The sequence below is a fragment of the Nocardia australiensis genome (assembly GCF_020733705.1).
Taxonomy (GTDB): Bacteria; Actinomycetota; Actinomycetes; order Mycobacteriales; family Mycobacteriaceae; genus Nocardia; species Nocardia australiensis.
This window is the reverse complement of record NZ_JAJFZM010000002.1, coordinates 361,406-381,334: the sequence shown is the minus strand read 5'-3', so window position 1 is coordinate 381,334 and position 19,929 is coordinate 361,406. Positions and strand designations below refer to the sequence as shown.

Below are 19,929 nucleotides of genomic sequence, written 5' to 3'. Positions count from 1 at the left end.
ATGTTCGGATGCCGGTCACATGTTACGCATGATGCGAGCTTGGTGCCGGATCATCGGGAGGACCATATGGGGAACCTATTCGTGAAGGTGCCGTGCGCCCACGCGCGGTGCGCCCTGATGAGGTACGCACGTGGCTGAGGAACCGAAGACAGTGGCACGCAGCATGACGCTGGCCGGATACCGGCAGGCGGCTTTCACCGCGACACCCGCGCTGCGACCGATACTGACCATTTCGTTGTTGCTGCTGAGCGCACTGCTGGTCTACGAGGCATGGCATGCCGCAGGCCAGGGCATCGATCACGGCTGGTTTGTCGCGGTGTCGATTTCCGGGTTGTTCGTGGTTCGTGGCCTGCATCTGCGGCGACCGATCACATTGGCGCACCTGACGATCGCGGTCTGCGTGCTCGCGGTGGCCAACCTCGCCTACCGTGCCTCACATCCCGAGTTCGGATTCGTATTCCTGGCCTCGACCGGGTTCATCCTGATGTTTCCGCAGTCCAGCCGTCCGCAGCCCGAGCAGTTGTATCGAGTCGCCGAGCTCGTCGGGCGGACCGAACACGATCCCCTGGCCGCCTTCGCACTGCACTCGTCGAAAACTTACTTCTTCAACGCCCAGGCGACCGCGGCGATCGGCTATCGCGCTCGGTTCGGTATCGCGGTCGTCGCCGGTGACCCCATCGGCGAGCGCGCGGGATTCTCCGAATTACTTTCGGAATTCTCCGAATTCGCGGCCAACCAGGGTTGGCGAATAGCGGTGCTCGGGGCAAGCCCGGAACTCGCCGAGATGTGGCGCCACCGCGCGATCGAGCATCGCGGATTGCGCGCGATCCCGATCGGGCGCGATGTGGTGATCGACGTGAACACCTTCGACGTGGTCGGGCGGAAGTTCCGGAATCTGCGCCAGGCCGTCAGCCGCACCCGCAATTTCGGGGTGACCACCGAGGTCGTCAGCGAAGCCACCCTCGACGAGCCAATGCGCGAAAACCTGCTCGCCATTGTCGACGAATGGAACTACGGCAGGCAGAGCCGGGGTTTCTCAATGATCCTCGACCACCTGCTCGACGGGCGAAACCCTGGCATGCTCGTGGTGATCGCGCGCGATGACTCCGGGCAGGTCGCCGGGTTCCAGCGCTACGGGGTTTCCAATCGCGGGCGCGAGCTCAGCTTGGACGTGCCGTGGCGGCGTAAGGACGCTCCCAACGGCTTGGATGAAAGGATGATTCTCGACCTCGTCGACTATGCGCGTGAACAGGGCGTGCAGCGAATCTCGCTGGCATTCGCGCCTTTCCCGGAATTATTCGCCGACCAGCAGCGCTCCCGCACCGCCAACCTGATCTATGTGCTTGTGCATCTCGGCGATCCACTGATCAGACTGGAATCGCTCTACCGGTTCCTGCGCAAGTTCCGGGCGATGTCCGAGCAACGTTTCGTCCTGATCCGCTGGCGCGAGGTCCTTTTGGCGGCCGCGGCGCTGCTCACGCTGGAGTTCATACCGCACCGCAAACAGTACTGACCCCCGGAGGGGGTAACCCCTCAATATCTCAATCGGCAGCGGCGTGTAGCGAATTGAACAGATGGACTACCCGTCTACGACGACGATTCCGATCGCACGGGCGAAATCCGGCGCCAGGTCCAGCAATTGGCTGTGGCTGATCGTCGCGCCCCGCAAAGCGTCGATTCCGTCGGCAATGCCGACGCCGACCGCGTCGCGCAGATCGAACTTCTTCAGGCGTGCCCGGCTCAGCAAGAGTCCCTGCAGCATGGTGCCGGGAAAAGTCACGTTCGTCAGTTCCGCGTCGCCGAAATCGGGGTGCCGCAGCACGCAATCCACGAACGACACATCGCGCAGCTTCGCCCGGCGGAAGTTCACCGAGTCGAACTTGCATCCCTCGAAGCGAACCCGCCGTAGATGCGATCCGCCCAGGTCGACCCCCGCCAGGACGCCGTCGATCAATTCCGCGTCCTGCCATGAGGTATCGGCCAACTCAGTGCCCACCCAGCGCACATTCCGCACCCACACATCCGAGAACCGCGAATATCGCATGCTCCCCCGGTTGAACGCCACGGAGGTGAACGCCGATTCGGAGAACCGAGCATGGCCGAGGTCGACATCGTCGATATCGGCGTCGCTGAGCCGCACACACTCGTAGTCACCTTCGGGCTCGAGTGGACCCTCTACCGCCTTCAGGTAGCGCGCGTAGGGCAGATCCTCCAGCTCACGGGGCATCCCCCGACCTCCCGACTCTCGATTGTCAACCGATCCCCCTGTCTACCAGGCCGGTCCGACAGTAGATTCAGGCCGTCGACTCCCCGCCAACCGTGGGTGCGGAAACGGCCGGCCACCGCCCACGACCGATCCGTCGGACGCGCTGCGATGCTCGTCGAGGACGGTCACCGATCGTCGAGACCGGCGACAGCGTCGATTCCGGCAACTCGGCCGTAGAGGTAACGCTGGGTAGGGATGTTCGTAGTCCGTTGCGCCGCACGGATATACGACTCGCGAGCGGCTGCGCTATCACCGGTCTGTTCCAGCAGGTGAGCACGGACCGAGTGCAAGCGGTGGTCGCCGGACATTCGCGGGTCGGTGGCGAGCTCGTCGAGCAATGACAACGCGGCGTGCGGACCCCGGACCATCGATACCGCCACAGCGTGGTTCAGCGCGATCATCGGATTCTCGACAAGCAGTAGCAGCCGTTCGTAGAGCAGCATGATCTGTGGCCAGTCGGTCGCGCTGTAGACGCGGGCCTCGTCGTGCACGGCGGCGATCGCTGCCTGCAACTGATAGAGGCCAGGCTCGCCGCGCGGCAGGGCGGCGGTGATCAGCGCGATCCCTTCCGCAATGGTTTCGGCGTTCCAGCGGGAGCGGTCCTGATCTTCCATCGGGACGAGTTCGCCGCCGGGGCCGGTACGCGCGGCTCGGCGCGCGTCGGTGAGCAGCATGAGCGCAAGCAGCCCAGCGGCTTCGGTGTCGCCCGGCAACAGCCGGTGCACCATGCGGGCGAGGCGTATCGCCTCCGTGGACAGTTCGACGCGATGCAGGCTCGTACCTGTTGTCGAGGCATAGCCCTCGGTGAAGATCAGGTAGATCACATGCAGGACCGCAGTCAGTCGCGCATCGCGCTGGGCGGCCGATGGCGGTGCGAAGGGCACACCGCTGTCCTTGATCGACTTCTTGGCGCGGCCGATGCGTTTGGTCATCGTTGCCTCGGGCACCAGGAATGCGCGGGCGATCTCCCCGGTGGTCAGGCCACCGACCGCGCGCAACGTCAGCGATACCTGTGAGGTGGGTGATAGCGACGGATGGCAGCACATGAACAGCAGCACGAGGGTGTCGTCGGAATCCGCCTGCCTCCGGTCGGCGGGCGGTGTCAGCCAGTCCTCCGGTAACGCCCATCGCGCGACGGTGTCCTCGCGGCGGCGCCGCGCCTGCTCGTTGCGCAGCAGATCGGTCAGACGGCGAGAGGCGACCGTGATCAGCCAGGCCCGCGGATCATCCGGGATGCCCGCGGCCGGCCACTGTGTAGCCGCCGCGAGCAATCCCTCCTGGACCGCGTCCTCGGCGATATCGAAATGCCCGTACCGCCGCACCAGCGCGGCGAGGACCTGCGGCGCCGAGAGCCGCAGCAGGTCCACCACCTCGGTATCCGACACCCGACCGCTCAGCCGAATTCGGGCGCGGACCCGTGAATCGGGCGAACATCGGCGTAGGCCGTCTCGACAACGTGCGCGGGTCCCGGGCATTTGCTCAGTTCGGCCGCGATTTCGGTTGCGCGGTCGAAGCTTTCGCATTCGACGATCCAGTATCCGGCGAGCACCTCTTGTGTCTCCGCATACGGCCCGTCGGTAACGAACGGCGCACCGTCGCGGGTGGTAATGCGCCGGGTATGCACCGGCTCGGCGAGCCCACCCGTCCCGACCAGCTCACCGGACTGCTCGAGTCTCTTGTTCAACTCCCCCATGAACTCGACCACCGCGGTGAATTCATCGGCGGTCCATGCCGGTTTGCCGGTTTCCTTACCCACCAGGCCGTCATAGTCCTGCTGCGAGCCGTAGCTCAGAATCATGTATTTCATGACAACTCCTCGGTTCCGGCGACGCTTCGTCGGCGCCACTCGTCAGGTACGTCGCAGCCGCCGACCATTCTCAGACATGCAGTGGGATCCCGTGGGTGAAAGGCTGGTTCCGAGGAGGCCCCGTTCTCAGAGATTTCTCGGAGAAAGTCCAGCGGCGTGTCGATCCAGCGCGCTCCCCATTCGACCCAAAGGTGAAAGGGTCCGAACGGGACCCGAATAGCCAAAGGAGAACCGACCATGAAGTACATGCTGATTATGCGCGCCACCGACAAGGCATACGCGGGGATGGCGGCCATCGACTTCACCGAGATGCTCGCGACCATGGGCAAGTACAACGACGAAATGATCCGGGCCGGCGTGCTCGTCGCGGCCGAGGGACTCGACGAAGCCGCCGAGGGCGTCGTCGTCGACTACTCCTCGGAGACACCGGTGGTGACCGACGGGCCCTACGGCGAGACGAAGGAGCTGTTCGGCGGGTTCTACATCCTCAATGTGGCTTCGAAGGAGGAGGCCATCGAGTGGGCCAAGCGGTCGCCGATCACCGGTCCCGGATTCAAGACCGAGATCCGCCGCGTCACATCGATCGATGAATTCCCGCAGGACAACGAGTGGATCCAGAAAGAGCGAGCATGGCGCGAAGCCACCGGTCAGCTCTGAGCGGATCGGCGGACGATGGCCGATCCCACCGGCCGTGAGGCTGTCGCAGCGGTATGGCGGATCGAATCCGCGCGAATCGTCGGCGCGCTCGCGCGCTACACCGGCGACTTCACGCTGGCCGAGGACCTCGCACAGGAGGCGCTGGCCGAGGCACTCGTGAGCTGGCCACGTGCCGGCACACCGCGCAATCCCGCGGCATGGCTGCTCACGGTCGGCCGCCGCCGAGCGATCGACACATTCCGCAGGCACTCGGCCCTCGACGAGAGGTACGCCGCGCTCGCCCACAACCTGGGCGAGGGCGGTGCCGTGTCGGGCAGCGCCGATCCGGCCGAAGACGCCGGGGACGTGCTGTGGGATCCCGACCAGATCGATGACGACATGCTCGCGTTGATGTTCATCTCCTGCCACCCCGTGCTCTCGCGGGAGGCGAGGGTGGCGCTCACCCTACGGGTGGTCGCCGGTCTGACCAGCGACGAAATCGCCAAGGCCTTCCTGGTCCCGACCGCGACCGTGCAAGCTCGGATCACCCGAGCCAAAAAGACCCTTGGGGCCGCCCGAGTACCGTTCATGGTGCCGGGGGCACAGGATCGCACCGAGCGCCTCGGCTCGGTGCTCAGCGTTGTTTACTTGATCTTCACCGAAGGATCCTCGGCCAGTTCCGGTAACGACCTGATCCGGCTCGACCTTGCCAGCGAGGCCACGCGCCTGGCGCGAGTGCTGACCCGGCTCGTACCGAACGAACCCGAAGCCCACGGCCTGCTGGCACTGCTCGAGCTCACTGCGGCTCGTTTCCCCGCCCGTATCGGGATCGACGGTGAGCCGGTGCTACTCGAACGCCAGGATCGTCGCCATTGGGACCGCGCGGCGATTGGTCGGGGGCAAGCCGCCCTGGCCCGCGCAGGGCAGCTCGGCCGAGGCCTGGGCGCCTACGGCCTACAGGCGGCAATCGCCGAATGCCATGCCGTCGCACCATCTGTCGCGGCGACGAACTGGGAGCGCATCGTGCTGATCTATGAGGCGCTCGGTCGGCTCACACCGTCGCCGGTGGTCGACCTCAACCGTGCGGTGGCGGTTTCCATGGCACAGGGCCCGGCCGCGGCACTACAAATAGTCGATGAACTGAAGGCCACTGGGGCGCTGCCGAATTCGCATTTGCTGCCAACCGTCCGCGGGGAGTTACTCATTCGCCTCGGACGCGCAGCAGAAGCACGCACCGAACTGGAAGTCGCGGCAGATCTCTGCACCAATGAGCGTGAACGCGCGGTGCTGGAACATAAGCTCGCCGACCTCGGCTGACGGATGGATCCGCTGCCAATGGATCTGCACCGTTGTGTCGGTAGTGCTTCGGGCGCTGCATAGGAGGTTGAGGGACAGTCGCCCGAGATCCGGCGCTAAGGAGTTCCGGCATCCCGTCGAACCGACAGAACCCGAGTGGACTGGTAACGACCCGTATTCAACCGGTCTGTATACCAGAAATCCTCACCCGATAGGTATCGGCGCGCGCACCTGGGGCTTGCGTTCATGGCCGGACCGACCTGCGGCCCGGTCGAGAGCTTCCGAAGGGGTGCGGCGCTCGGCATCGTCGGCGAGAACGTAGGCCAAGACCCGGGTCGTCATCCCGTGGCGTTGCCCGAGTCCGCCTCCGGGCTGCGGGCGCGGCCATTTTGACGACTCTGCACCTTCCTCATGTAGGATGAACGAATGTTCATTCTACATGTGCGGAGGTGTGGTGGCACGTAGTGGAGAGCGCTACGAGGCAATGCGAACCGCGACCGAGGAGAAGGTCCGCGCGGCGGCGATCCGGCTCTTCGCCCGCAGTGGTTTCGGTGGCACGACCATGCGTGATATCGCCCGCGAGGCGGGTATCAGTCCTGGCTCGATCTACCGGCACTACGAGACCAAAGAAGAGCTCTTCGGGCAGTTGGTGGGCCAGGCGGCAGGTGGGCTACGTCAGCTCGCTCACCTCTTCCAGGGCAGCGAATCGCCGGCGGCGATCCTCCGCCGGTTCGTTGCCGAAGTTCTCGGCGGCATAGACGGAGGCGGCGATTTCCCCGAGTTCTTCCTGATCATGAACCAGTCATTCGGGTGGCAGGATGGACCGCCCGAAATCCGGTCGCTGGTCGATGCGCAATCGGTTGCGATGGAAGCAGCCGAGAGATTGATCGGCCGGGGGCAACAGCTCGGCGAGTTCCGTGACGGTGACCCGGCGGAGTTGGCTACCTGCTTTTTCGCCGCGCTGAGTGGTCTGGCGACGATGAAGCTGGCGCTGCGCGACCGGCTTGTTGTCCCCAGTACGAACGTATTGACCGCATTCCTGATCGAGGACAGCCATGACGATTGAGATCGTTTCCGCCCGCGAGCTGGGCGAAGACTACCGCAGACCGATCACCGAGGTCTTCGCCGACGCCTTCGGTCCCGACTTCTCGTACTTCGCCAAGAGCACCGAACAACTCACCGAAACCTTCGAACACATGTTGGTGCTCGACCTGTTCTATGTGGCCCTTGTCGACGGCCGACCGGCTGGTATCACGGCCTGCACCGACGGCAGGCAACAATGCGTCACACCCGACGGTGGACAACTGCGCAAGCACCTCGGCCTGGTCAACGGGACAATCGCTCACCTGGTGTTCCGGCGCGAGTTCCTGCGAACCATACCCGAAGCCGGGGGCGCGACCGCTTCCCTCGAATTCGTCGGAACGGCATCGCGATACCAGGGCCGCGGGGTAGCCACCGCTCTGCTGCGGCATCTGCTCGCGCTCCCCGGTTATGGCGAGTACCTCCTGGAGGACATCTCCGATATCAATACCACTGCTCTGGCCCTCTACGAACGGCTCGGCTTCGTCGAGTACAAGCGACGGAAAGTGCGGCACACCAGACGGACGGGCATCAACCACTACATCTCCATGAAGCTGGTACAGGACTGACCCGACGCGAAGCGAGCGCCTACGGAGGTAGCGGCGGAGTTCGGCCGCATCCGAGCCGACACCAACGCAGCTGCTCGGCTTCGTTTCCGGCACGCCGACAGGAGGTGCGGAAAGGGAGGAACGACAAAGGCGCTGTGAACCAGTGTGGGGGAGGCTCACCCGCACCGCCGCGACCGAACCGGTCACGCTGCGGCACGAGCGCGGCATCGAATCGTGCGCCTCCCAGATCCACTGCCTGGTCTCCGGTACTCCGAAACACCTGTCACTACAGGTGCTCTCGGCGGCTTGTCGGCCCGCGGGGGCCAGATTTGAGAAATCCGGCGCTCGTCCACGAGGGTATCGACGTCACCCGCGGGCAGCTCGAGTTGTTCACGCCGGCGCTGGCCGAGCCCTACCGGCTCGGCGACGCCACGGTGAACCGGGCCATCGAGGTCTACCAGAACCAGCGCGCCGACCAGGCGCTGTTCCGCAGCCAAGCCGCCCGCTGGGCGGTCTAAGTCGCCACCGCCAGCGAGAAGGCTGCTCTCACAACATATGTGGCCGCGCTCGATGAACTCGACCGTCTCACCGCCGACGTGCTCGGCATGCGCGCGACGTTGTCGCAGCAGACGATCGAGAAGCTGATGGCCGAATCCGACGAGGAAGCCGGGCTCGAGGCGCTCATGCGGCTGACCCGCGGCGGCCGACTCTGATCGCGCTCCAGAAACCGAGATCGCGTGTCTACCAAACGAAGTCGTCGGGTACCTCATGGGTGTCGGAGGTGAAATCGCAGCCGGGGACATTACACACGTACACCAGCTCGCCGATATCCCAGTCCACCGCGGACTTGATCACCGATCGGTGGGGGTCATACGTCGCCGTCCCGACTTTCCGGCTGGATGGGGTGCGGAGGACGGATTGCGGGTGCAGCGGATGTTGGAGCCGGGCCGCGGCCGGGAATCGTGGATGGTTCTGTGCGGGCAGTTCGCGGTGGTCGAACCGGCTGATCAGCCGCAGGTGCGGTCGTGGGCGGTGCGACGGCGCAGGCCTGGGCGAGTGTGCATGGGGTGTCTCCTGCGTGGTTCGTGACCGGCGGTCCACCGGGACGGTGGGGCCGGGGTCCGGCCGGGTCCGGCCGCACCCCGGAGCAGCGGTGGAGGAATGCTTCAGGCCTGGACGTACTCGGCCGCGACGTCGAGGATCCAGGTGATACCGAAGCGATCGGTCAGCATTCCGAAGGCGGGTGCCCACTGCGCCGGACCGAATTCCTCGATGACCGTCGCACCGTCCGCGAGGCGTTCCCACATCGCGCCGACCTCTTCGACGGTCTCGCCGCGGACAGACAGGAAGAACGGCTCCTTGGTGACGGTGGTGCCGTTCTCGCGGCGAGTGGTGGGCACGCCCCGGGTGACCGGTGTGTCCTCGCCGGGCACGTCGTAGGCCATGACCCGGAATCCGTTGTCCGCGACGACCTGGCCGAACACCACCTTGGTGGCGCCGGGCAACTCGGCGGGCATCCCGAAGTCGTCGTAGGTGGCGATGATGGTCTGCCCGCCGAACACCGACTGGTAGAACTCCAGGGCCGCACGGGCTTGGCCGTGGAAGTTCAGGTGGGCAACAGCGTGTACCGACATGGTGATCCGGTCCTTCACAAGTGGTTTCGCCGCCGAAGGCTTCCGGCGACGGAAGCGACTATGTCACCAGTACCGGTCAGGGAACGTCCGCTATTCGTGACAGTCTGGAAACCATGCCGATCGCCTCCTCGACGGTGACCTCCCGTCGCTTGCTCTCCCTGCTGTCGTTGTTGCAGGTCCGCCGTGATTGGCCGGGCGGGCTACTCGCCCAACGACTGGGTGTCAGTGACCGCACGGTGCGTCGCGACGTCGATCGCCTGCGCGAGCTCGGTTACCCAGTGCGGGCGGTCAAGGGACCCGAGGGCGGTTACCGGCTCGACGTAGGAAACGAACTGCCGCCGTTGCTGTTCGACGACGAGCAGGCGGTCGCGCTCGCCGTGGCGTTGCGGATCGCGGTCGGGACGGGAGCAGGTATCGAAGAGGCTGCCGCACGAGCCCTGGCGACCGTGCGCCAGGTCATGCCCGCCCGCTTGCGGCAGCGCGTCGACGCCCTCGAGATCACCGCGGTCGAATCGGCCGGGCGCGGGGCCGATCCCCAAGTCGACACCGACGTCCTGCTCGCTCTGAGCACTGCCATCCGATCCGGAGAGGAACTGCGGTTCGCCTACCAGTCCCCGGCCCGGCCGGATGACACCGGCCCGCGGCCGGCCCGCCGGGTGCAACCGCACCACCTCGTGGTCCGGGGCGGACGCTGGTACCTCATCGGATGGGACCCAGAACGCCGGGACTGGCGGATCTACCGCGCCGACCGGATCACGCTTCGCATCCCCAACGGGCCGCGCTTCACACCCCGGCAAGTGCCGGGTGGCGACATCGCCACCTTCCTCTCCGCCCGGTTCAAAGGTTCCGAAGCCACGAACACCTGGCGATGCCGCGGCGAGGTGATTCTCGACCTCCCCGCCGCGAAGGTGGCCCCGTTCGCCGGCGACGGTGTCGTCGAGGAACTCGGCCCCGCCCGAACCAGACTGCTGATCGGTTCCTGGTCCTGGGCCGCACTCGCAGCGACGCTGGCGCGTTTCGACACCGAGATCGAGGTCATCGGCCCGGTTTCACTACGTGACGCCTTCGCCGATCTGTCCCGTCGCGCAGGGCACACCGCAGGGCTCGGCTGACCGCCCTCCCAGGCAGATGGGCGCTCGCCGCAAACGACCTGTGCCGACAATCCGGCCATGTAGAACGCGGCCGCAGTTCGTTCAGCACAGCTGGGCCCAGCTGTGCTGCCAGCGATGTCGCGACACCACTGACACCGACGGCACCCGGAGCGAACTCACCGACTATTCCCGCAACGTTCGCCATCACCAACGCCACTGATATCCCGTGTCGCCAACTGCTGACGGGTCTGTCGTATCACCCGGTCAGCTCACTGACGATCAGGCGTCGCCTCGCACCGAAGGGACAGTCGCCCGAGATCCGGCGCTAAGAAGTTCCGGCATCCCGTCGAACCGACAGAACCCGAGTGGACTGGTGAGGTCTCGTATTCAACCGTCGTGGGTTCTCGCCGCGGTCCATCCGTCGGTAGTGTCGGTAGGGTGTCGGCGCAGAAGGAGGGGTTGGGGTGCATTGGCTTGTCCTTGCCGTGCTGCTGGTGATGGTGGGGCTGATCCTCGACAGGATCGGGCTGTGGGCCGAGCAACGTGGATGGATCTACTGGCGTAAACGGCGGCCGTCGCCATCAGGTGGCGCAGCGGCGGGGATGCTCGGTGATCTTCAAGCAGTGCTGTCGCCGTCGTATCGACACGTTGTCGAAGAGACCGAATCTAAGAAGGTTCTGCGTTTGAACCAGGCCGCCGGAGACGGACACCGCAGTGATCGCGTTATCGACCTCGACGGCGGAACTATCCGTTACCGGCGCAACCACCACTGCCAGTAAAACCCCTATCGTGGGGCGTTGTTCGAAGTCGTAGAACGCGATATCGGCGCACTCCACACCTACTTGGCGTGCGATGTAGGGGTTCCGTTCTGGTGGCTCGCGTTAATCAACTATCGCCAGTTCGGGGTGCCCAGCCGGACGGTCTCCGGGCCCGTGGGCCTGATGCGTAGCGGGTCCAGGTGGCGGTGGCCTGGGCGGCGGCGCGGGTGGTCGTGTGGTGGTGGTAGCCAAGAGCATCGGCGACGACCGGGGCGGGCAGTTCGAGAACGTGCTGGTGTAGCGCACCGACACGGCCTGGGATGTTGGGAACGCCGAGGGCTTTGATCAGGGCTCCGAGGGTTTCGGGGTGCATCGGCTGGCCGGCGCGGCGGCCCGGGAACAGCCAGCGGGAATCGCGGTTGGTGGCGGTGTTCATGTTGGTGCGCTGGTCGATCCAGGACACCAACAGCTCGGCGACCGGGCCCGGAACCGGCGACGGTGGCTCGCCGAGGCGCAGCAGGGTCGTGTCGCCTTCGCCGAGCACGTCGTCGAGGGTGAGCCGGACGATGCGGCTGACGGGCTGCGCGTAGAGCAGCACGATTGCCGCCGCGACGCGGGACCGCAGTGGCCGGTCCGGCTCGGTGAGCAGGCGGCCGAGCAGGTCGATCCGCTGTTGCTGCGGCATCGGTGTTGCTGGGCCGATCACGAGGGTGGGAAGCCTGAATTGGCGGGTGAGCTTGTTGGCCATGCACCAGAGCAGGAACCCGCGGATGCGGGTGCGGGTATGGGCCCCGTGTTCGACATGCCATGCGTCGATGTCGCTTTGGCCGCAGCTAGCCAGCGTGAGGTCACGGCTGGGTGAGCCAGCCGAGAAACAGCGTCGCCTGGTTGATCTGACCGGTGAAGCCTCGGCGGCTGCTGACGGTGAGCGGGTTTCGGTCCGCCCGTGACCGCAACCGCGGCTGCACGTCCCAGACGGAGAACCGCCTGATCAGACGAGCGTGTTCCGGGTTGGTGATGGTGTCCAGGTGCTGGATCAGCCAACGTTCGAACGCGCAGATCTGCTGTCGACCTGGGGCAGGATCCCGCAGGCCATCAGCAGCTCCTCCAGGTGCGCGGCGGCCCGCCAGGGCTGAAGGGTGTGGAAGGCATCATGGGTCAACTCGATCTCGCCGCGGCCGAGTTCGGCCAGCAGGTCCGCGGGTTCGCGGTCACGGCCTTTGCGGTGCTTCAACCAGCACAGCCCCGACAACGGGGCGTTCATTGTCAGCAGGTGCGCGGCGAGCGGGGCGAGCTCGGGCCGGATGCGGCCGGCGTCGTCGCTGAGAAGGTCAGTGAGTTCATCAGCGAAGGTGCAGCGTGTGCAGAGGTGCCGGGCGTGGAGCTTTCCCTCGTGCCCGCACTGGACGCACTGGTAGGAGACGGTGAACCCGGCGCAGTCGGCGCAGATCGGTGTTCTTGCGCCCGCCGTGCGGACACCGGGCAGAATCCGCTCTGTCCCGCAGTCGGGACAGACGCCGCGGATTCGCAGTGCCCGGTCGTGACAGGTGCGGCAGACATACCCGTCGGGCCAGGTCCCGGCGAAAAGCCGTGCCGACCGCATCGGGCGCAGGTCTTCTTGTGCCAGCGCTCGTACTGCTCAACGGTCCGATAGGCCGGGCTCATGCGTCGGGCAGGATCCGAGCCGGACGCGGCCGCAGCTTCGCCACGTTCGACGGCACCGGTCCTGGCAGGTCGTCGGTGGCAGTGCGGCTGACCCCGGCGTTCTCGGCATGCGTGGCGACCAGGTCCGCCGGGGTGCAGCCGAGGATGTCGCAGAGCGCGGAGAGCACTTGCAGGGAAAGCCTTTCCGGGGTCCCCGACACCAGGCGGTGGACCTGGGAGGCCGACAGGTCGATGCCTCGCTCGCGCAGCAGCGGGACCAGTTCCGTGGCGGTGAACTTGCCGCGGGTGGCCATGAGTTCGCGCAGGCGCCAGGTGTAGCCGACGGTGCGTTTCATGCGTTCACCTTTTGGGTTTCGAGGGCGGCGGTAACGGTCGCGTCCAGGTGCCGGCGCAGGGTGCGGGTACGGAAGTCTGACGACACGCAGGTGTAGATCGATGTCGTGCTGGCGTGCTCGTGTCCGACCTGTTCCTGCACGAAGCGAGGATCCCAACCGTCCTCGATGAGATGGGTGACATGCGACCTGCGCAGCCCATGGAAGTCGAGCCCGGTGTCCAGGCCGAGCGCATCCGGGTAAGCGGCGAAGCGTGAGTTCAGCCGCTGGTTGCCGATCCGCAGCCCGCGCTCGGACGGCCAGGCCGCCGGGTTGCCGTCGGCACCGAACAGTGGCCGGATCTCGGTGAACCATTCGTCGAGAACGTCAGGGGTCCAGTCCCAGACTGTCAGCACCCCGCGACGCTTGGGTGGTGAACCCTTCTTCGCCTTGCCGAATCGGACCTGGCAGCGGCCGAAGTGCCCGAACTCTCGTGCGTGCGGGTTGGTGCCGAAGTCGGCGGCATCGAGCATTCGGGTTTCGTTGCGCCGCAACCCGAATGCGTACGCGGTCTTGAACAGGGTCGCGTCCCGGAAAGCGGGCAGCCAGCCCTTGCGACCGAACGCCCGGATCCGGGCGACCTGGCTATCGGCATGCTCGAAGAATGCGTGCAGCTCGGCCTTGGTGAATGCCCGCTTCTTCGGGTCGGATTCGTTGTCCTGCACGTGAACTGCGGTGTTCCACTCGTGCACGATCTGAACCGGATGGGAGCCGAACCGCTGCTCACAGGTGGCTGGCCACTCGTAGAGCGGATCGGTGGCGAAGTGGCAGAATGACCGGATCGCCTCGGAGTACGAGCGGATCGTGGACCGCTTCAGATCCCGCAACGACCGCAGGTCACCAAGCCATTCGTCGACCATCGCCGGCGTCCACTGCCACGGATAGGCGTTGACGTAGGCGGCGAACGCCCTCACCGTGTTCGCCCGGCTCTCGACCGTCGTGCGAGCAAAGTTCCGCGCGAGCTGCTGGTTGGCGAATCCGGCCAGCATCGCGTCGAACACCTGCTCGTCCGGCCGCAACAGCGAGACACCGTCGACCAGCTGCAGCCGGGCCGCGCCCGGCGCTCCACCACCATCCAAACCCACCGAAAACCCACCCTCCGCCAGTCGCATCAGATGCGAGATAGTCGCATCGTATGCGAGTGATGGGCAGAGTTGCTGGTCATCGAGGGAAGACGGCATGTCGTACACCGCAGGAGACCGCAGCGCCGACTACCATCACAACCGGTCGGACAACTGAATTCCCTTGGCCATCAGCCACATTGCCGACATCCGTCACTTCGATTCGCAGACTGTAGCGAATTCGCATCCAATGCAATTGGCGCTAGAAAGAACATTCGCGCGGAATCCGGCGCTAAGCAGTTATCGCAGATCAGGACTCTTTATCTGCGATAGTCCCAAGGCCGGCTCGGTGTTATTACCCTTTCGCGTCGGGTCGACTCCAGAATTAATCCGCGATAGCGCGAGAGATGGTGCGATGGGGACGGTTTCGAGCCTGCCGACACGGCCGGCGGGCGTGCGCCTGGCGGACGCGGTGAAGGTGTTCCTCGACACGATCCCGGCGACGAACACTCGCCGCGGCTACGGCATCGTGTTGAACCGCTTGTCGCCGACTTCGGCGCGGACGCGAATGTGGCGCTGCTGGTCCTGGAGCCGGATCGGGTGAGCGGGTGGTTCACCTTCGTGTGGGACAACAAGGCGGCTACGACGTTCAACGTCGGGGTTGGCGGCGCTGCGCACCACGTGCGCGTACTGGCGCAAGCAGGAGTGGCTGGTCGGTGACCCGTTGGTGCGGTTGCGGGCTGAGCCCGCGCCGGCGGACACCAGCAAGGCGTTGAGCAGGGACCGGGTCGCCCAGATCCTGGGATCGGATGCCGCGCTACGGGACCGGGTGTCCTGGCACATGCTCTACGAGTCCTCGGCGCGCGCGGAGGAGGTACTGATGCTCGACGTGCCCGACCTGGACACGGCGAACCGGTGAGCATTGAGACATCTGTCCCGTTGTGCGAAGCGGCATTTCATGCCCTGCGCTAATGGAGTTGGCCCACTGCCGACGCTGTGACCTGGGGTGGGCCGTCCCCGATGGCACAACGAGTGCGTGACTTCACCAATGCAGGTGGTCCGTTCGACTTTCCCGTTGTGCGAAGCGGCATTTTATGTCCTCTCCGGCAGGCCAATAGCGTCGGATTCATGGAGTGGAATTTTCGGTCGGCGGAAGAACTCGCGGCTGCCTTGCGTGTCGGTGCGGTGACCTCGGTGGAACTGACCGACGAGGCGATCGCCCGTATCGAGCGGGACGACAAGGCGATCAACGCGATCTGTGTGCCGGACTTCGATAATGCGCGGGCCGCCGCGCGTGCTGCCGACCAGGCGCGCGCCCGCGGCGAGGACCGGCCGCTGCTCGGCATCCCGGTGACGGTCAAAGAGTCCTACAACATCGCCGGGCTGCCCACGACCTGGGGCATGCCGCAGCACGCGGACTACGTACCGGCCGAGGACGCGGTACAGGTGTCACGGCTGAAGGCCGCCGGCGCGGTGGTGCTCGGTAAGACCAATGTGCCGTTGATGCTGCGAGATATCCAGAGCTTCAACGAGATCTACGGCACCACCAACAATCCGTGGGATCACGGCCGCACGTCGGGCGGATCCTCCGGCGGTTCGGCGGCGGCCCTGGCGGCCGGATTCGGCGCGCTGTCCATCGGCTCCGACCTCGCCGGTTCGCTGCGCACCCCCGCTCATTTCTGCGGCGTCTACGCGCACAAGCCGACACTCGGGCTGGCGGCAACCCGCGGCATGGTCGCGCCGCCCGCACCGGCATTGCCGATCGACCTCGACCTCGCTGTTGTCGGTCCGATGGCGCGCACCGCCCGCGACCTCACGCTCCTGCTCGACGTGATGGCCGGACCGGACCCGCTGACCCACGGCGTCGCCTACCACGTCGCACTGCCGCCCGCGCGCCACGAGCGGCTGTCGGACTTCCGTGTCCTGATCATCGAGGACCATCCGCTCATTCCGACCGGATCGACGGTGCGGGCGGGCGTGAACCGGGTCGCCGAGGCGCTCGTCGACGAGGGCGCCCGCGTCGAACGGCGCAGTCCGCTGCTGCCCGATCCGACCGAAGCGGCGACGCTCTACATGCCGTTGATGCTGTCGAACGCCGCCGCGGGTATTTCCGTCGACATGTACGAACAGCTGCAGACCCACGCCGCCGCCCTGAGCGCGGACGACCGGAGTCTCCATGCGGCGCGGCTGCGCGGCATGGTGCTCAGCCACCGCGACTGGGTCGAGGCGAACAACCGTCGCGAACTCCACCGCCACGGCTGGCGGCAGCTCTTCGCCGAGTTCGATGCCGTGGTGTGCCCCATCACGCCCACTCCCGCCTTCCCACACGACCACAACGGAGGTCTGGAGGACCGACACATCGACATCGACGGCGTCGAGTACCCGTACTTCGACCAGCTCGTCTGGGCCGGTGTGGCCACCATGCCCGGCCTGCCTGCCACCGCCATACCCGCGGGCCGGTCCCCCGAGGGGCTGCCGGTGGGAGTGCAGCTCATCGGTCCGATGTTCGAGGACCGCACCCCGCTGCGGCTGGCCGAACTGCTCGAGCAGAAGATCGGCGGCTTCCAGGCACCAGAATAGGGCGCACTACCGGGTGTCCGTCGAGGACGAGGTGCGGATTACGAATGACAAGTGCAGCGACACCGCGATCCGGCACATGTCGTCCCAGTGGCGGGTGATCCTGTCGATGTCGATGTCGATGTCGATGTCGATGCGGCCGCGTGCGGCGCGGTCCAACGGGCCGTAGTCGGCATTGGGGTCGATGCGCCACAGCCGCTGGTCGGGCAGGTTCGCCAGCTCCGGGCGGTACTGATACCCGGTCAGGTGGAACAACCCGAACACGATGTCGGAGTAGGAGCCGGTATCGGTGATGATCGCCTCGGGCACCTTCCCGCCGTGCTGGCTGAGCACCACGTCAACGGTGTGCAGCGAGTCGCGGGGCGTGCCCCGCAGGACTTGGGCCGACAGACCGGCGGACTGGTCGTTGAGCATGTTCAACCAGGTGATTCCACGTTTTCTGCCGAAGTACTTCGGGTTCGGGCGAGCGTGAATAGTGCGGACCGGCACCACGAACCGCATCCCGTCGACGGAGGCGACCAGCCCACCGCCCCACTCCCCGGCCAACCCGATCTCCGCTTGCGCTTTGACCAGGACCGAGTTCGCGGCAGCGAGCGTCTCGAACCGCACATAGTTCTGGTCGACGTGATGCAGCCGGTCGCGGGTCAACGCCGCCGCACCGGGGCCGGCCACCGCTTTGAACCCGACGTTCATGGCGTAGGAACACAGCAGCGCGGCGACCGACAACCCGAGATCGGCGACGCGGGCATCGTTTCCGGAGACATGAGTGAACGCCTCCACGAAATCGGGATGCCACGACATCACCTCGAGCACCAGTTCCGGCAGGTCGATCTTGGGCATCTTCTCCACCCGGCGACGCAGATCCACCAGGCTCGGCGGGTCCGGCACCGCGACCAGGCTCGCCCTTGCTGCATGCGACGATGCGATCAAGTGCTGGACTGACCGCTATCTGGAACTGGCGGAAGTCGTATTCTCCCTGCGGGACTCATGGGTGCCGACACACGGCGAGCCGCACAACGATAACCAGGTCATGACCGCTCACGGGTTGAGGCTGGTCGATTGGGAGTCGCTGGCTCTCGCACCGCCCGAACGAGACTACGCAGACCTGCTCGCTGCGGCCGACGGCTTGTTGCTCCCCGACTCCGCGATGGTCGAACTGTTCGCGCTGGACTGGCGGCTTTCCGAGATCGCCGAATACGCGCGCTGGTTCGCCGCTCCGCACATCGGCACCGACGACGACCACACTGCTCTGGAGGGGTTGTACGAGGAATTGGCAAGGGGCGCGGAATAGGCCCGCGATCCTACGTCAACGAATGGCTGCGGCCCCGCAGTTTCCCCAGTTCCGGGCGCTCGATTCCGTGGAACCAACGTGTCGATCACACTGGTAGGCCGAGTGGCGAATGGGCAGTATTCGATCGTGCAGTATTCGTGTTGGATCAGATTTCGGTTGTCTCATTGGTCGGCGGCGAGTTTGAACTCGAGAAGGCAGCGCTGATCGGTCAGGTCGGTCACCGTGTCCAGAACCAGGCCGTGTGGCGAGGCGAGCGCGCGGAACTCGGCGATCTGGCGCTCGCGGCCGCCATACATCACCAGCATGGCCAGATTGAATTCGCTGGCGGCCCGCAGCCCGCCGACTGGTTCGATGACCAGCACGCGTCCGGCTGGGTGAGCGGCCTCGACGCAACGGCTCAATATGCGGTGTGCGTGCTCGTCATCCCAGTCGTGGAGGATGTCGACCAGCAAATAGGCTTCCGCTCCTGCCGGGAGTGGGTCGAAGAAGCTGCTCGCCGTGACGTGTGTCCGCTCGTCGAGATTGTGAGCGCTGAAGGTGCAACGCGCTTGTGTGGCAGTCGGTTTGAGCTCAACCAGGTGTCCGTGCATCCGAGGGTGAGCGGTCAAGATCGCGGCGAGTACGCTGCCCTGGCCACCACCCACGTCGACAATGGCGGAGAACCGGGACCAGTCGAAACCAGCGACGATCTGTGGAATCTGCTCGCGAAACCGGTGGACCATCTGCCGGTCGAACGACTCACGGAGGTGCGGATACTCGGCCAGGTCGGCCCAGAAGTCCTGCCCGTAGCGACGTGGGTAGGCCGCTTGTCCGGTGGCGATGCTGTGGGCGAGCTCGATGAATGCCATTTCGGCTCGGCCGCCGGCGGCGTCCAGATGCAGGAGATCGGTCAGGCCGTTGTTCGCATCGGCGCAGAGGTTCGCCCCGTACTCGGTCGTCCGGTAGCCGGTGGCGGTCCGTTCGACAACTCCGAGGGTTGCGAGGTGGCCCAGCAGGAGCTCGAGCGCGACCGGAGCAACGGTGAGCTCTACCGCGAGTTCATCGACGGAAGCGCCGTCACCGAGAAGCCGATCCGGCAATTCCAGGGTCACCGCGACCCGCAGCGCCATCGGTGTGGCCAGCCCAGCTTTGCGACGGATCGAGTCCGTATCGTCCTTGCGTCCCACGAAGCTCCACTGTGCCCTGCCTGTCAACCGAAAATCGGTCCTATCCCTTCGGTCATGTTCGTGCCTCAACGATGACTCTGCGGCCGAGGGAGCACGACGCGGTGGTAGCGATCGCGTGCGCCATGGCGGGTTGACCGCGCCTACGGCGCGTGGAGACTATCGCGGTTGGGGGCCTCGAGGAAGTAGGCCTAGTCTCGCGCGGCGAGCCTGTTCCACCGCCAGAGCGGTGCTGAAGTGCACGCCGATAGCTTCGGCGAGAACCGGACCGGGGAGGTCGGCGGCGCGGGCGAGTAGCGCACTGTTGCGTTCGGCCCGAACTGAGATCCCGAACGAGTTGAGCCGTTGTTTCTCGCGCGATTACTACCGGAACCCGTGATGGACATCGAAAGCCGGGACGAACGGTCTCGCGCATCAGATCCGCTGCGCGGCAGCCGCCTTCGACGCCGACGAGATCGTAGTGATCGACGCGGGCGGCGATATCCTGGCTGCTGGAACGAACAGGGTTACGGAGCCCGCGCTCTGGAAAGGTAGCGACGACAATGATCAACGCATTCACCGGTATTGGGCGCTGACGGGCGAGATCTCAGGCAGTTCCATCACCGCCGATACCGGCGAGCGCTGGCTGTTCACCGCGCTCAACGAATCGGTCGGCACGCCGTGCCGGGGACAGTTCTAGTTAGTG

The 19,929-nt window shown here is 65.7% G+C and carries 24 protein-coding genes and 1 pseudogene; 14 read left to right on the top strand and 11 right to left on the bottom strand.

What is annotated here, in order from left to right:
* Nucleotides 1-130 precede the first annotated feature (130 nt).
* The gene (locus tag LKE06_RS16585) at nucleotides 131-1,513 is read left to right on the top strand and encodes a bifunctional lysylphosphatidylglycerol flippase/synthetase MprF (protein WP_227999994.1); all 1,383 of its coding nucleotides are present in this window, start codon (nucleotides 131-133) and stop codon (nucleotides 1,511-1,513) included.
* Between the two features lie 66 nt (nucleotides 1,514-1,579).
* Here the strand turns inward: LKE06_RS16585 and LKE06_RS16580 are convergent, their stop codons facing one another.
* From LKE06_RS16580 to LKE06_RS16570, 3 genes are all read right to left on the bottom strand, one after another.
* Complete coding sequence (locus LKE06_RS16580; RefSeq protein WP_227999993.1) at nucleotides 1,580-2,227, bottom strand: pentapeptide repeat-containing protein; 648 nt, start codon at nucleotides 2,225-2,227, stop codon at nucleotides 1,580-1,582.
* Between the two features lie 164 nt (nucleotides 2,228-2,391).
* Complete coding sequence (locus LKE06_RS16575; RefSeq protein ID WP_227999992.1) at nucleotides 2,392-3,651, bottom strand: RNA polymerase sigma factor; 1,260 nt, start codon at nucleotides 3,649-3,651, stop codon at nucleotides 2,392-2,394.
* Nucleotides 3,652-3,659: 8 nt separating this feature from the next.
* The gene (locus LKE06_RS16570; RefSeq protein ID WP_227999990.1) at nucleotides 3,660-4,073 is read right to left on the bottom strand and encodes a YciI family protein; all 414 of its coding nucleotides are present in this window, start codon (nucleotides 4,071-4,073) and stop codon (nucleotides 3,660-3,662) included.
* A 237-nt stretch (nucleotides 4,074-4,310) separates the two neighbouring features.
* Here LKE06_RS16570 and LKE06_RS16565 point away from each other — a divergent pair, with 237 nt between their 5' ends.
* Both LKE06_RS16565 and LKE06_RS16560 read left to right on the top strand, forming a co-directional pair.
* Nucleotides 4,311-4,730: a YciI family protein gene (locus tag LKE06_RS16565; RefSeq protein ID WP_227999988.1), complete on the top strand. Its 420-nt coding sequence runs from the start codon at nucleotides 4,311-4,313 to the stop codon at nucleotides 4,728-4,730.
* A 15-nt stretch (nucleotides 4,731-4,745) separates the two neighbouring features.
* Entirely contained in the window at nucleotides 4,746-6,026 is a 1,281-nt protein-coding gene (locus LKE06_RS16560; RefSeq protein WP_227999986.1) for an RNA polymerase sigma factor, read from the top strand.
* Nucleotides 6,027-6,209: 183 nt separating this feature from the next.
* Here LKE06_RS16560 and LKE06_RS16555 read toward each other — a convergent pair whose 3' ends face one another.
* Nucleotides 6,210-6,347, bottom strand: coding sequence for a hypothetical protein (locus tag LKE06_RS16555; protein WP_227999984.1), 138 nt, complete (start codon nucleotides 6,345-6,347; stop codon nucleotides 6,210-6,212).
* Nucleotides 6,348-6,459: 112 nt separating this feature from the next.
* Here LKE06_RS16555 and LKE06_RS16550 point away from each other — a divergent pair, with 112 nt between their 5' ends.
* From LKE06_RS16550 to LKE06_RS16535, 4 genes are all read left to right on the top strand, one after another.
* On the top strand, nucleotides 6,460-7,071 hold the full coding sequence (locus tag LKE06_RS16550) for a TetR/AcrR family transcriptional regulator (RefSeq protein ID WP_227999982.1): 612 nt from the start codon (nucleotides 6,460-6,462) through the stop codon (nucleotides 7,069-7,071).
* On the top strand, nucleotides 7,061-7,654 hold the full coding sequence (locus tag LKE06_RS16545) for a GNAT family N-acetyltransferase (RefSeq protein WP_227999981.1): 594 nt from the start codon (nucleotides 7,061-7,063) through the stop codon (nucleotides 7,652-7,654). The genes LKE06_RS16550 and LKE06_RS16545 overlap by 11 nt, the downstream gene beginning before the upstream one ends.
* Before the next feature lie 308 nt (nucleotides 7,655-7,962).
* Nucleotides 7,963-8,151 carry a hypothetical protein gene (locus LKE06_RS16540; RefSeq protein WP_227999980.1) on the top strand — a complete coding sequence of 63 codons (189 nt, stop codon included), beginning with the start codon at nucleotides 7,963-7,965 and terminating at the stop codon, nucleotides 8,149-8,151.
* Nucleotides 8,152-8,190: 39 nt separating this feature from the next.
* Nucleotides 8,191-8,346, top strand: coding sequence for a hypothetical protein (locus tag LKE06_RS16535; RefSeq protein ID WP_227999979.1), 156 nt, complete (start codon nucleotides 8,191-8,193; stop codon nucleotides 8,344-8,346).
* A 453-nt stretch (nucleotides 8,347-8,799) separates the two neighbouring features.
* Here the strand turns inward: LKE06_RS16535 and LKE06_RS16530 are convergent, their stop codons facing one another.
* On the bottom strand, nucleotides 8,800-9,267 hold the full coding sequence (locus tag LKE06_RS16530) for a VOC family protein (protein ID WP_227999978.1): 468 nt from the start codon (nucleotides 9,265-9,267) through the stop codon (nucleotides 8,800-8,802).
* 20 nt (nucleotides 9,268-9,287) lie between these two features.
* Here LKE06_RS16530 and LKE06_RS16525 point away from each other — a divergent pair, with 20 nt between their 5' ends.
* Together LKE06_RS16525 and LKE06_RS16520 are read left to right on the top strand one after the other, a co-directional pair.
* The gene (locus tag LKE06_RS16525) at nucleotides 9,288-10,379 is read left to right on the top strand and encodes a WYL domain-containing protein (protein WP_308188377.1); all 1,092 of its coding nucleotides are present in this window, start codon (nucleotides 9,288-9,290) and stop codon (nucleotides 10,377-10,379) included.
* Nucleotides 10,380-10,822: 443 nt separating this feature from the next.
* Nucleotides 10,823-11,137 carry a hypothetical protein gene (locus tag LKE06_RS16520; RefSeq protein ID WP_227999977.1) on the top strand — a complete coding sequence of 105 codons (315 nt, stop codon included), beginning with the start codon at nucleotides 10,823-10,825 and terminating at the stop codon, nucleotides 11,135-11,137.
* Between the two features lie 106 nt (nucleotides 11,138-11,243).
* On the opposite strand, the gene LKE06_RS16515 is transcribed toward LKE06_RS16520, so the two are convergent.
* From LKE06_RS16515 to LKE06_RS16500, 4 genes are all read right to left on the bottom strand, one after another.
* Complete coding sequence (locus LKE06_RS16515; protein ID WP_227999975.1) at nucleotides 11,244-11,864, bottom strand: site-specific integrase; 621 nt, start codon at nucleotides 11,862-11,864, stop codon at nucleotides 11,244-11,246.
* A gap of 288 nt (nucleotides 11,865-12,152) precedes the next feature.
* Nucleotides 12,153-12,719, bottom strand: coding sequence for a hypothetical protein (locus tag LKE06_RS16510; RefSeq protein WP_227999974.1), 567 nt, complete (start codon nucleotides 12,717-12,719; stop codon nucleotides 12,153-12,155).
* Between the two features lie 58 nt (nucleotides 12,720-12,777).
* A complete protein-coding gene (locus LKE06_RS16505; protein WP_227999972.1) occupies nucleotides 12,778-13,116 on the bottom strand; it encodes a helix-turn-helix domain-containing protein in 339 nt (112 codons plus the stop codon).
* Nucleotides 13,113-14,237, bottom strand: coding sequence for a tyrosine-type recombinase/integrase (locus LKE06_RS16500; protein ID WP_308188376.1), 1,125 nt, complete (start codon nucleotides 14,235-14,237; stop codon nucleotides 13,113-13,115). Before LKE06_RS16500 ends, LKE06_RS16505 begins: the two co-directional genes overlap by 4 nt.
* 391 nt (nucleotides 14,238-14,628) lie before the next feature.
* Here LKE06_RS16500 and LKE06_RS16495 point away from each other — a divergent pair, with 391 nt between their 5' ends.
* From LKE06_RS16495 to LKE06_RS16485, 3 genes are all read left to right on the top strand, one after another.
* Nucleotides 14,629-14,817, top strand: a complete 189-nt coding sequence (locus LKE06_RS16495; protein ID WP_227999970.1) for a hypothetical protein — start codon at nucleotides 14,629-14,631, stop codon at nucleotides 14,815-14,817.
* Nucleotides 14,818-14,874: 57 nt separating this feature from the next.
* Nucleotides 14,875-15,132, top strand: coding sequence for a hypothetical protein (locus LKE06_RS16490; protein WP_227999968.1), 258 nt, complete (start codon nucleotides 14,875-14,877; stop codon nucleotides 15,130-15,132).
* A gap of 209 nt (nucleotides 15,133-15,341) precedes the next feature.
* Nucleotides 15,342-16,793: an amidase gene (locus LKE06_RS16485; RefSeq protein WP_227999966.1), complete on the top strand. Its 1,452-nt coding sequence runs from the start codon at nucleotides 15,342-15,344 to the stop codon at nucleotides 16,791-16,793.
* Between the two features lie 6 nt (nucleotides 16,794-16,799).
* Here LKE06_RS16485 and LKE06_RS16480 read toward each other — a convergent pair whose 3' ends face one another.
* Nucleotides 16,800-17,678 (bottom strand): Tn3 family transposase, encoded by an 879-nt coding sequence (locus LKE06_RS16480; RefSeq protein WP_227999964.1) that lies wholly within the window; start codon nucleotides 17,676-17,678, stop codon nucleotides 16,800-16,802.
* A 142-nt stretch (nucleotides 17,679-17,820) separates the two neighbouring features.
* Between LKE06_RS16480 and LKE06_RS16475 the strand changes: the two genes are divergently transcribed.
* A complete protein-coding gene (locus LKE06_RS16475) occupies nucleotides 17,821-18,081 on the top strand; it encodes a hypothetical protein (protein ID WP_227999962.1) in 261 nt (86 codons plus the stop codon).
* A gap of 161 nt (nucleotides 18,082-18,242) precedes the next feature.
* Here the strand turns inward: LKE06_RS16475 and LKE06_RS16470 are convergent, their stop codons facing one another.
* On the bottom strand, nucleotides 18,243-19,247 hold the full coding sequence (locus tag LKE06_RS16470) for a methyltransferase (protein WP_227999961.1): 1,005 nt from the start codon (nucleotides 19,245-19,247) through the stop codon (nucleotides 18,243-18,245).
* Between the two features lie 397 nt (nucleotides 19,248-19,644).
* On the opposite strand from LKE06_RS16470, the pseudogene LKE06_RS16465 reads away from it, so the two are divergent.
* Nucleotides 19,645-19,923 (top strand): annotated as a pseudogene (locus LKE06_RS16465) (DUF1152 domain-containing protein); the annotation flags it as partial.
* Between the last annotated feature and the right edge of the window lie 6 nt (nucleotides 19,924-19,929).

Bases quoted from the DNA above. Each gene is read 5' to 3' on its own strand.
- LKE06_RS16580 (WP_227999993.1), bottom strand. From the start codon at position 2,227: ATGCCCCGTGAGCTGGAGGATCTGCCCTACGCGCGCTACCTGAAGGCG.
- LKE06_RS16570 (WP_227999990.1), bottom strand. From the start codon at position 4,073: ATGAAATACATGATTCTGAGCTACGGCTCGCAGCAGGACTATGACGGC.
- LKE06_RS16565 (WP_227999988.1), top strand. From the start codon at position 4,311: ATGAAGTACATGCTGATTATGCGCGCCACCGACAAGGCATACGCGGGG.
- LKE06_RS16560 (WP_227999986.1), top strand. From the start codon at position 4,746: ATGGCCGATCCCACCGGCCGTGAGGCTGTCGCAGCGGTATGGCGGATC.
- LKE06_RS16555 (WP_227999984.1), bottom strand. From the start codon at position 6,347: ATGACGACCCGGGTCTTGGCCTACGTTCTCGCCGACGATGCCGAGCGC.
- LKE06_RS16545 (WP_227999981.1), top strand. From the start codon at position 7,061: ATGACGATTGAGATCGTTTCCGCCCGCGAGCTGGGCGAAGACTACCGC.
- LKE06_RS16530 (WP_227999978.1), bottom strand. From the start codon at position 9,267: ATGTCGGTACACGCTGTTGCCCACCTGAACTTCCACGGCCAAGCCCGT.
- LKE06_RS16515 (WP_227999975.1), bottom strand. From the start codon at position 11,864: ATGGCCAACAAGCTCACCCGCCAATTCAGGCTTCCCACCCTCGTGATC.
- LKE06_RS16510 (WP_227999974.1), bottom strand. From the start codon at position 12,719: ATGCGGTCGGCACGGCTTTTCGCCGGGACCTGGCCCGACGGGTATGTC.
- LKE06_RS16505 (WP_227999972.1), bottom strand. From the start codon at position 13,116: ATGAAACGCACCGTCGGCTACACCTGGCGCCTGCGCGAACTCATGGCC.
- LKE06_RS16495 (WP_227999970.1), top strand. From the start codon at position 14,629: ATGGGGACGGTTTCGAGCCTGCCGACACGGCCGGCGGGCGTGCGCCTG.
- LKE06_RS16485 (WP_227999966.1), top strand. From the start codon at position 15,342: ATGGAGTGGAATTTTCGGTCGGCGGAAGAACTCGCGGCTGCCTTGCGT.
- LKE06_RS16475 (WP_227999962.1), top strand. From the start codon at position 17,821: ATGACCGCTCACGGGTTGAGGCTGGTCGATTGGGAGTCGCTGGCTCTC.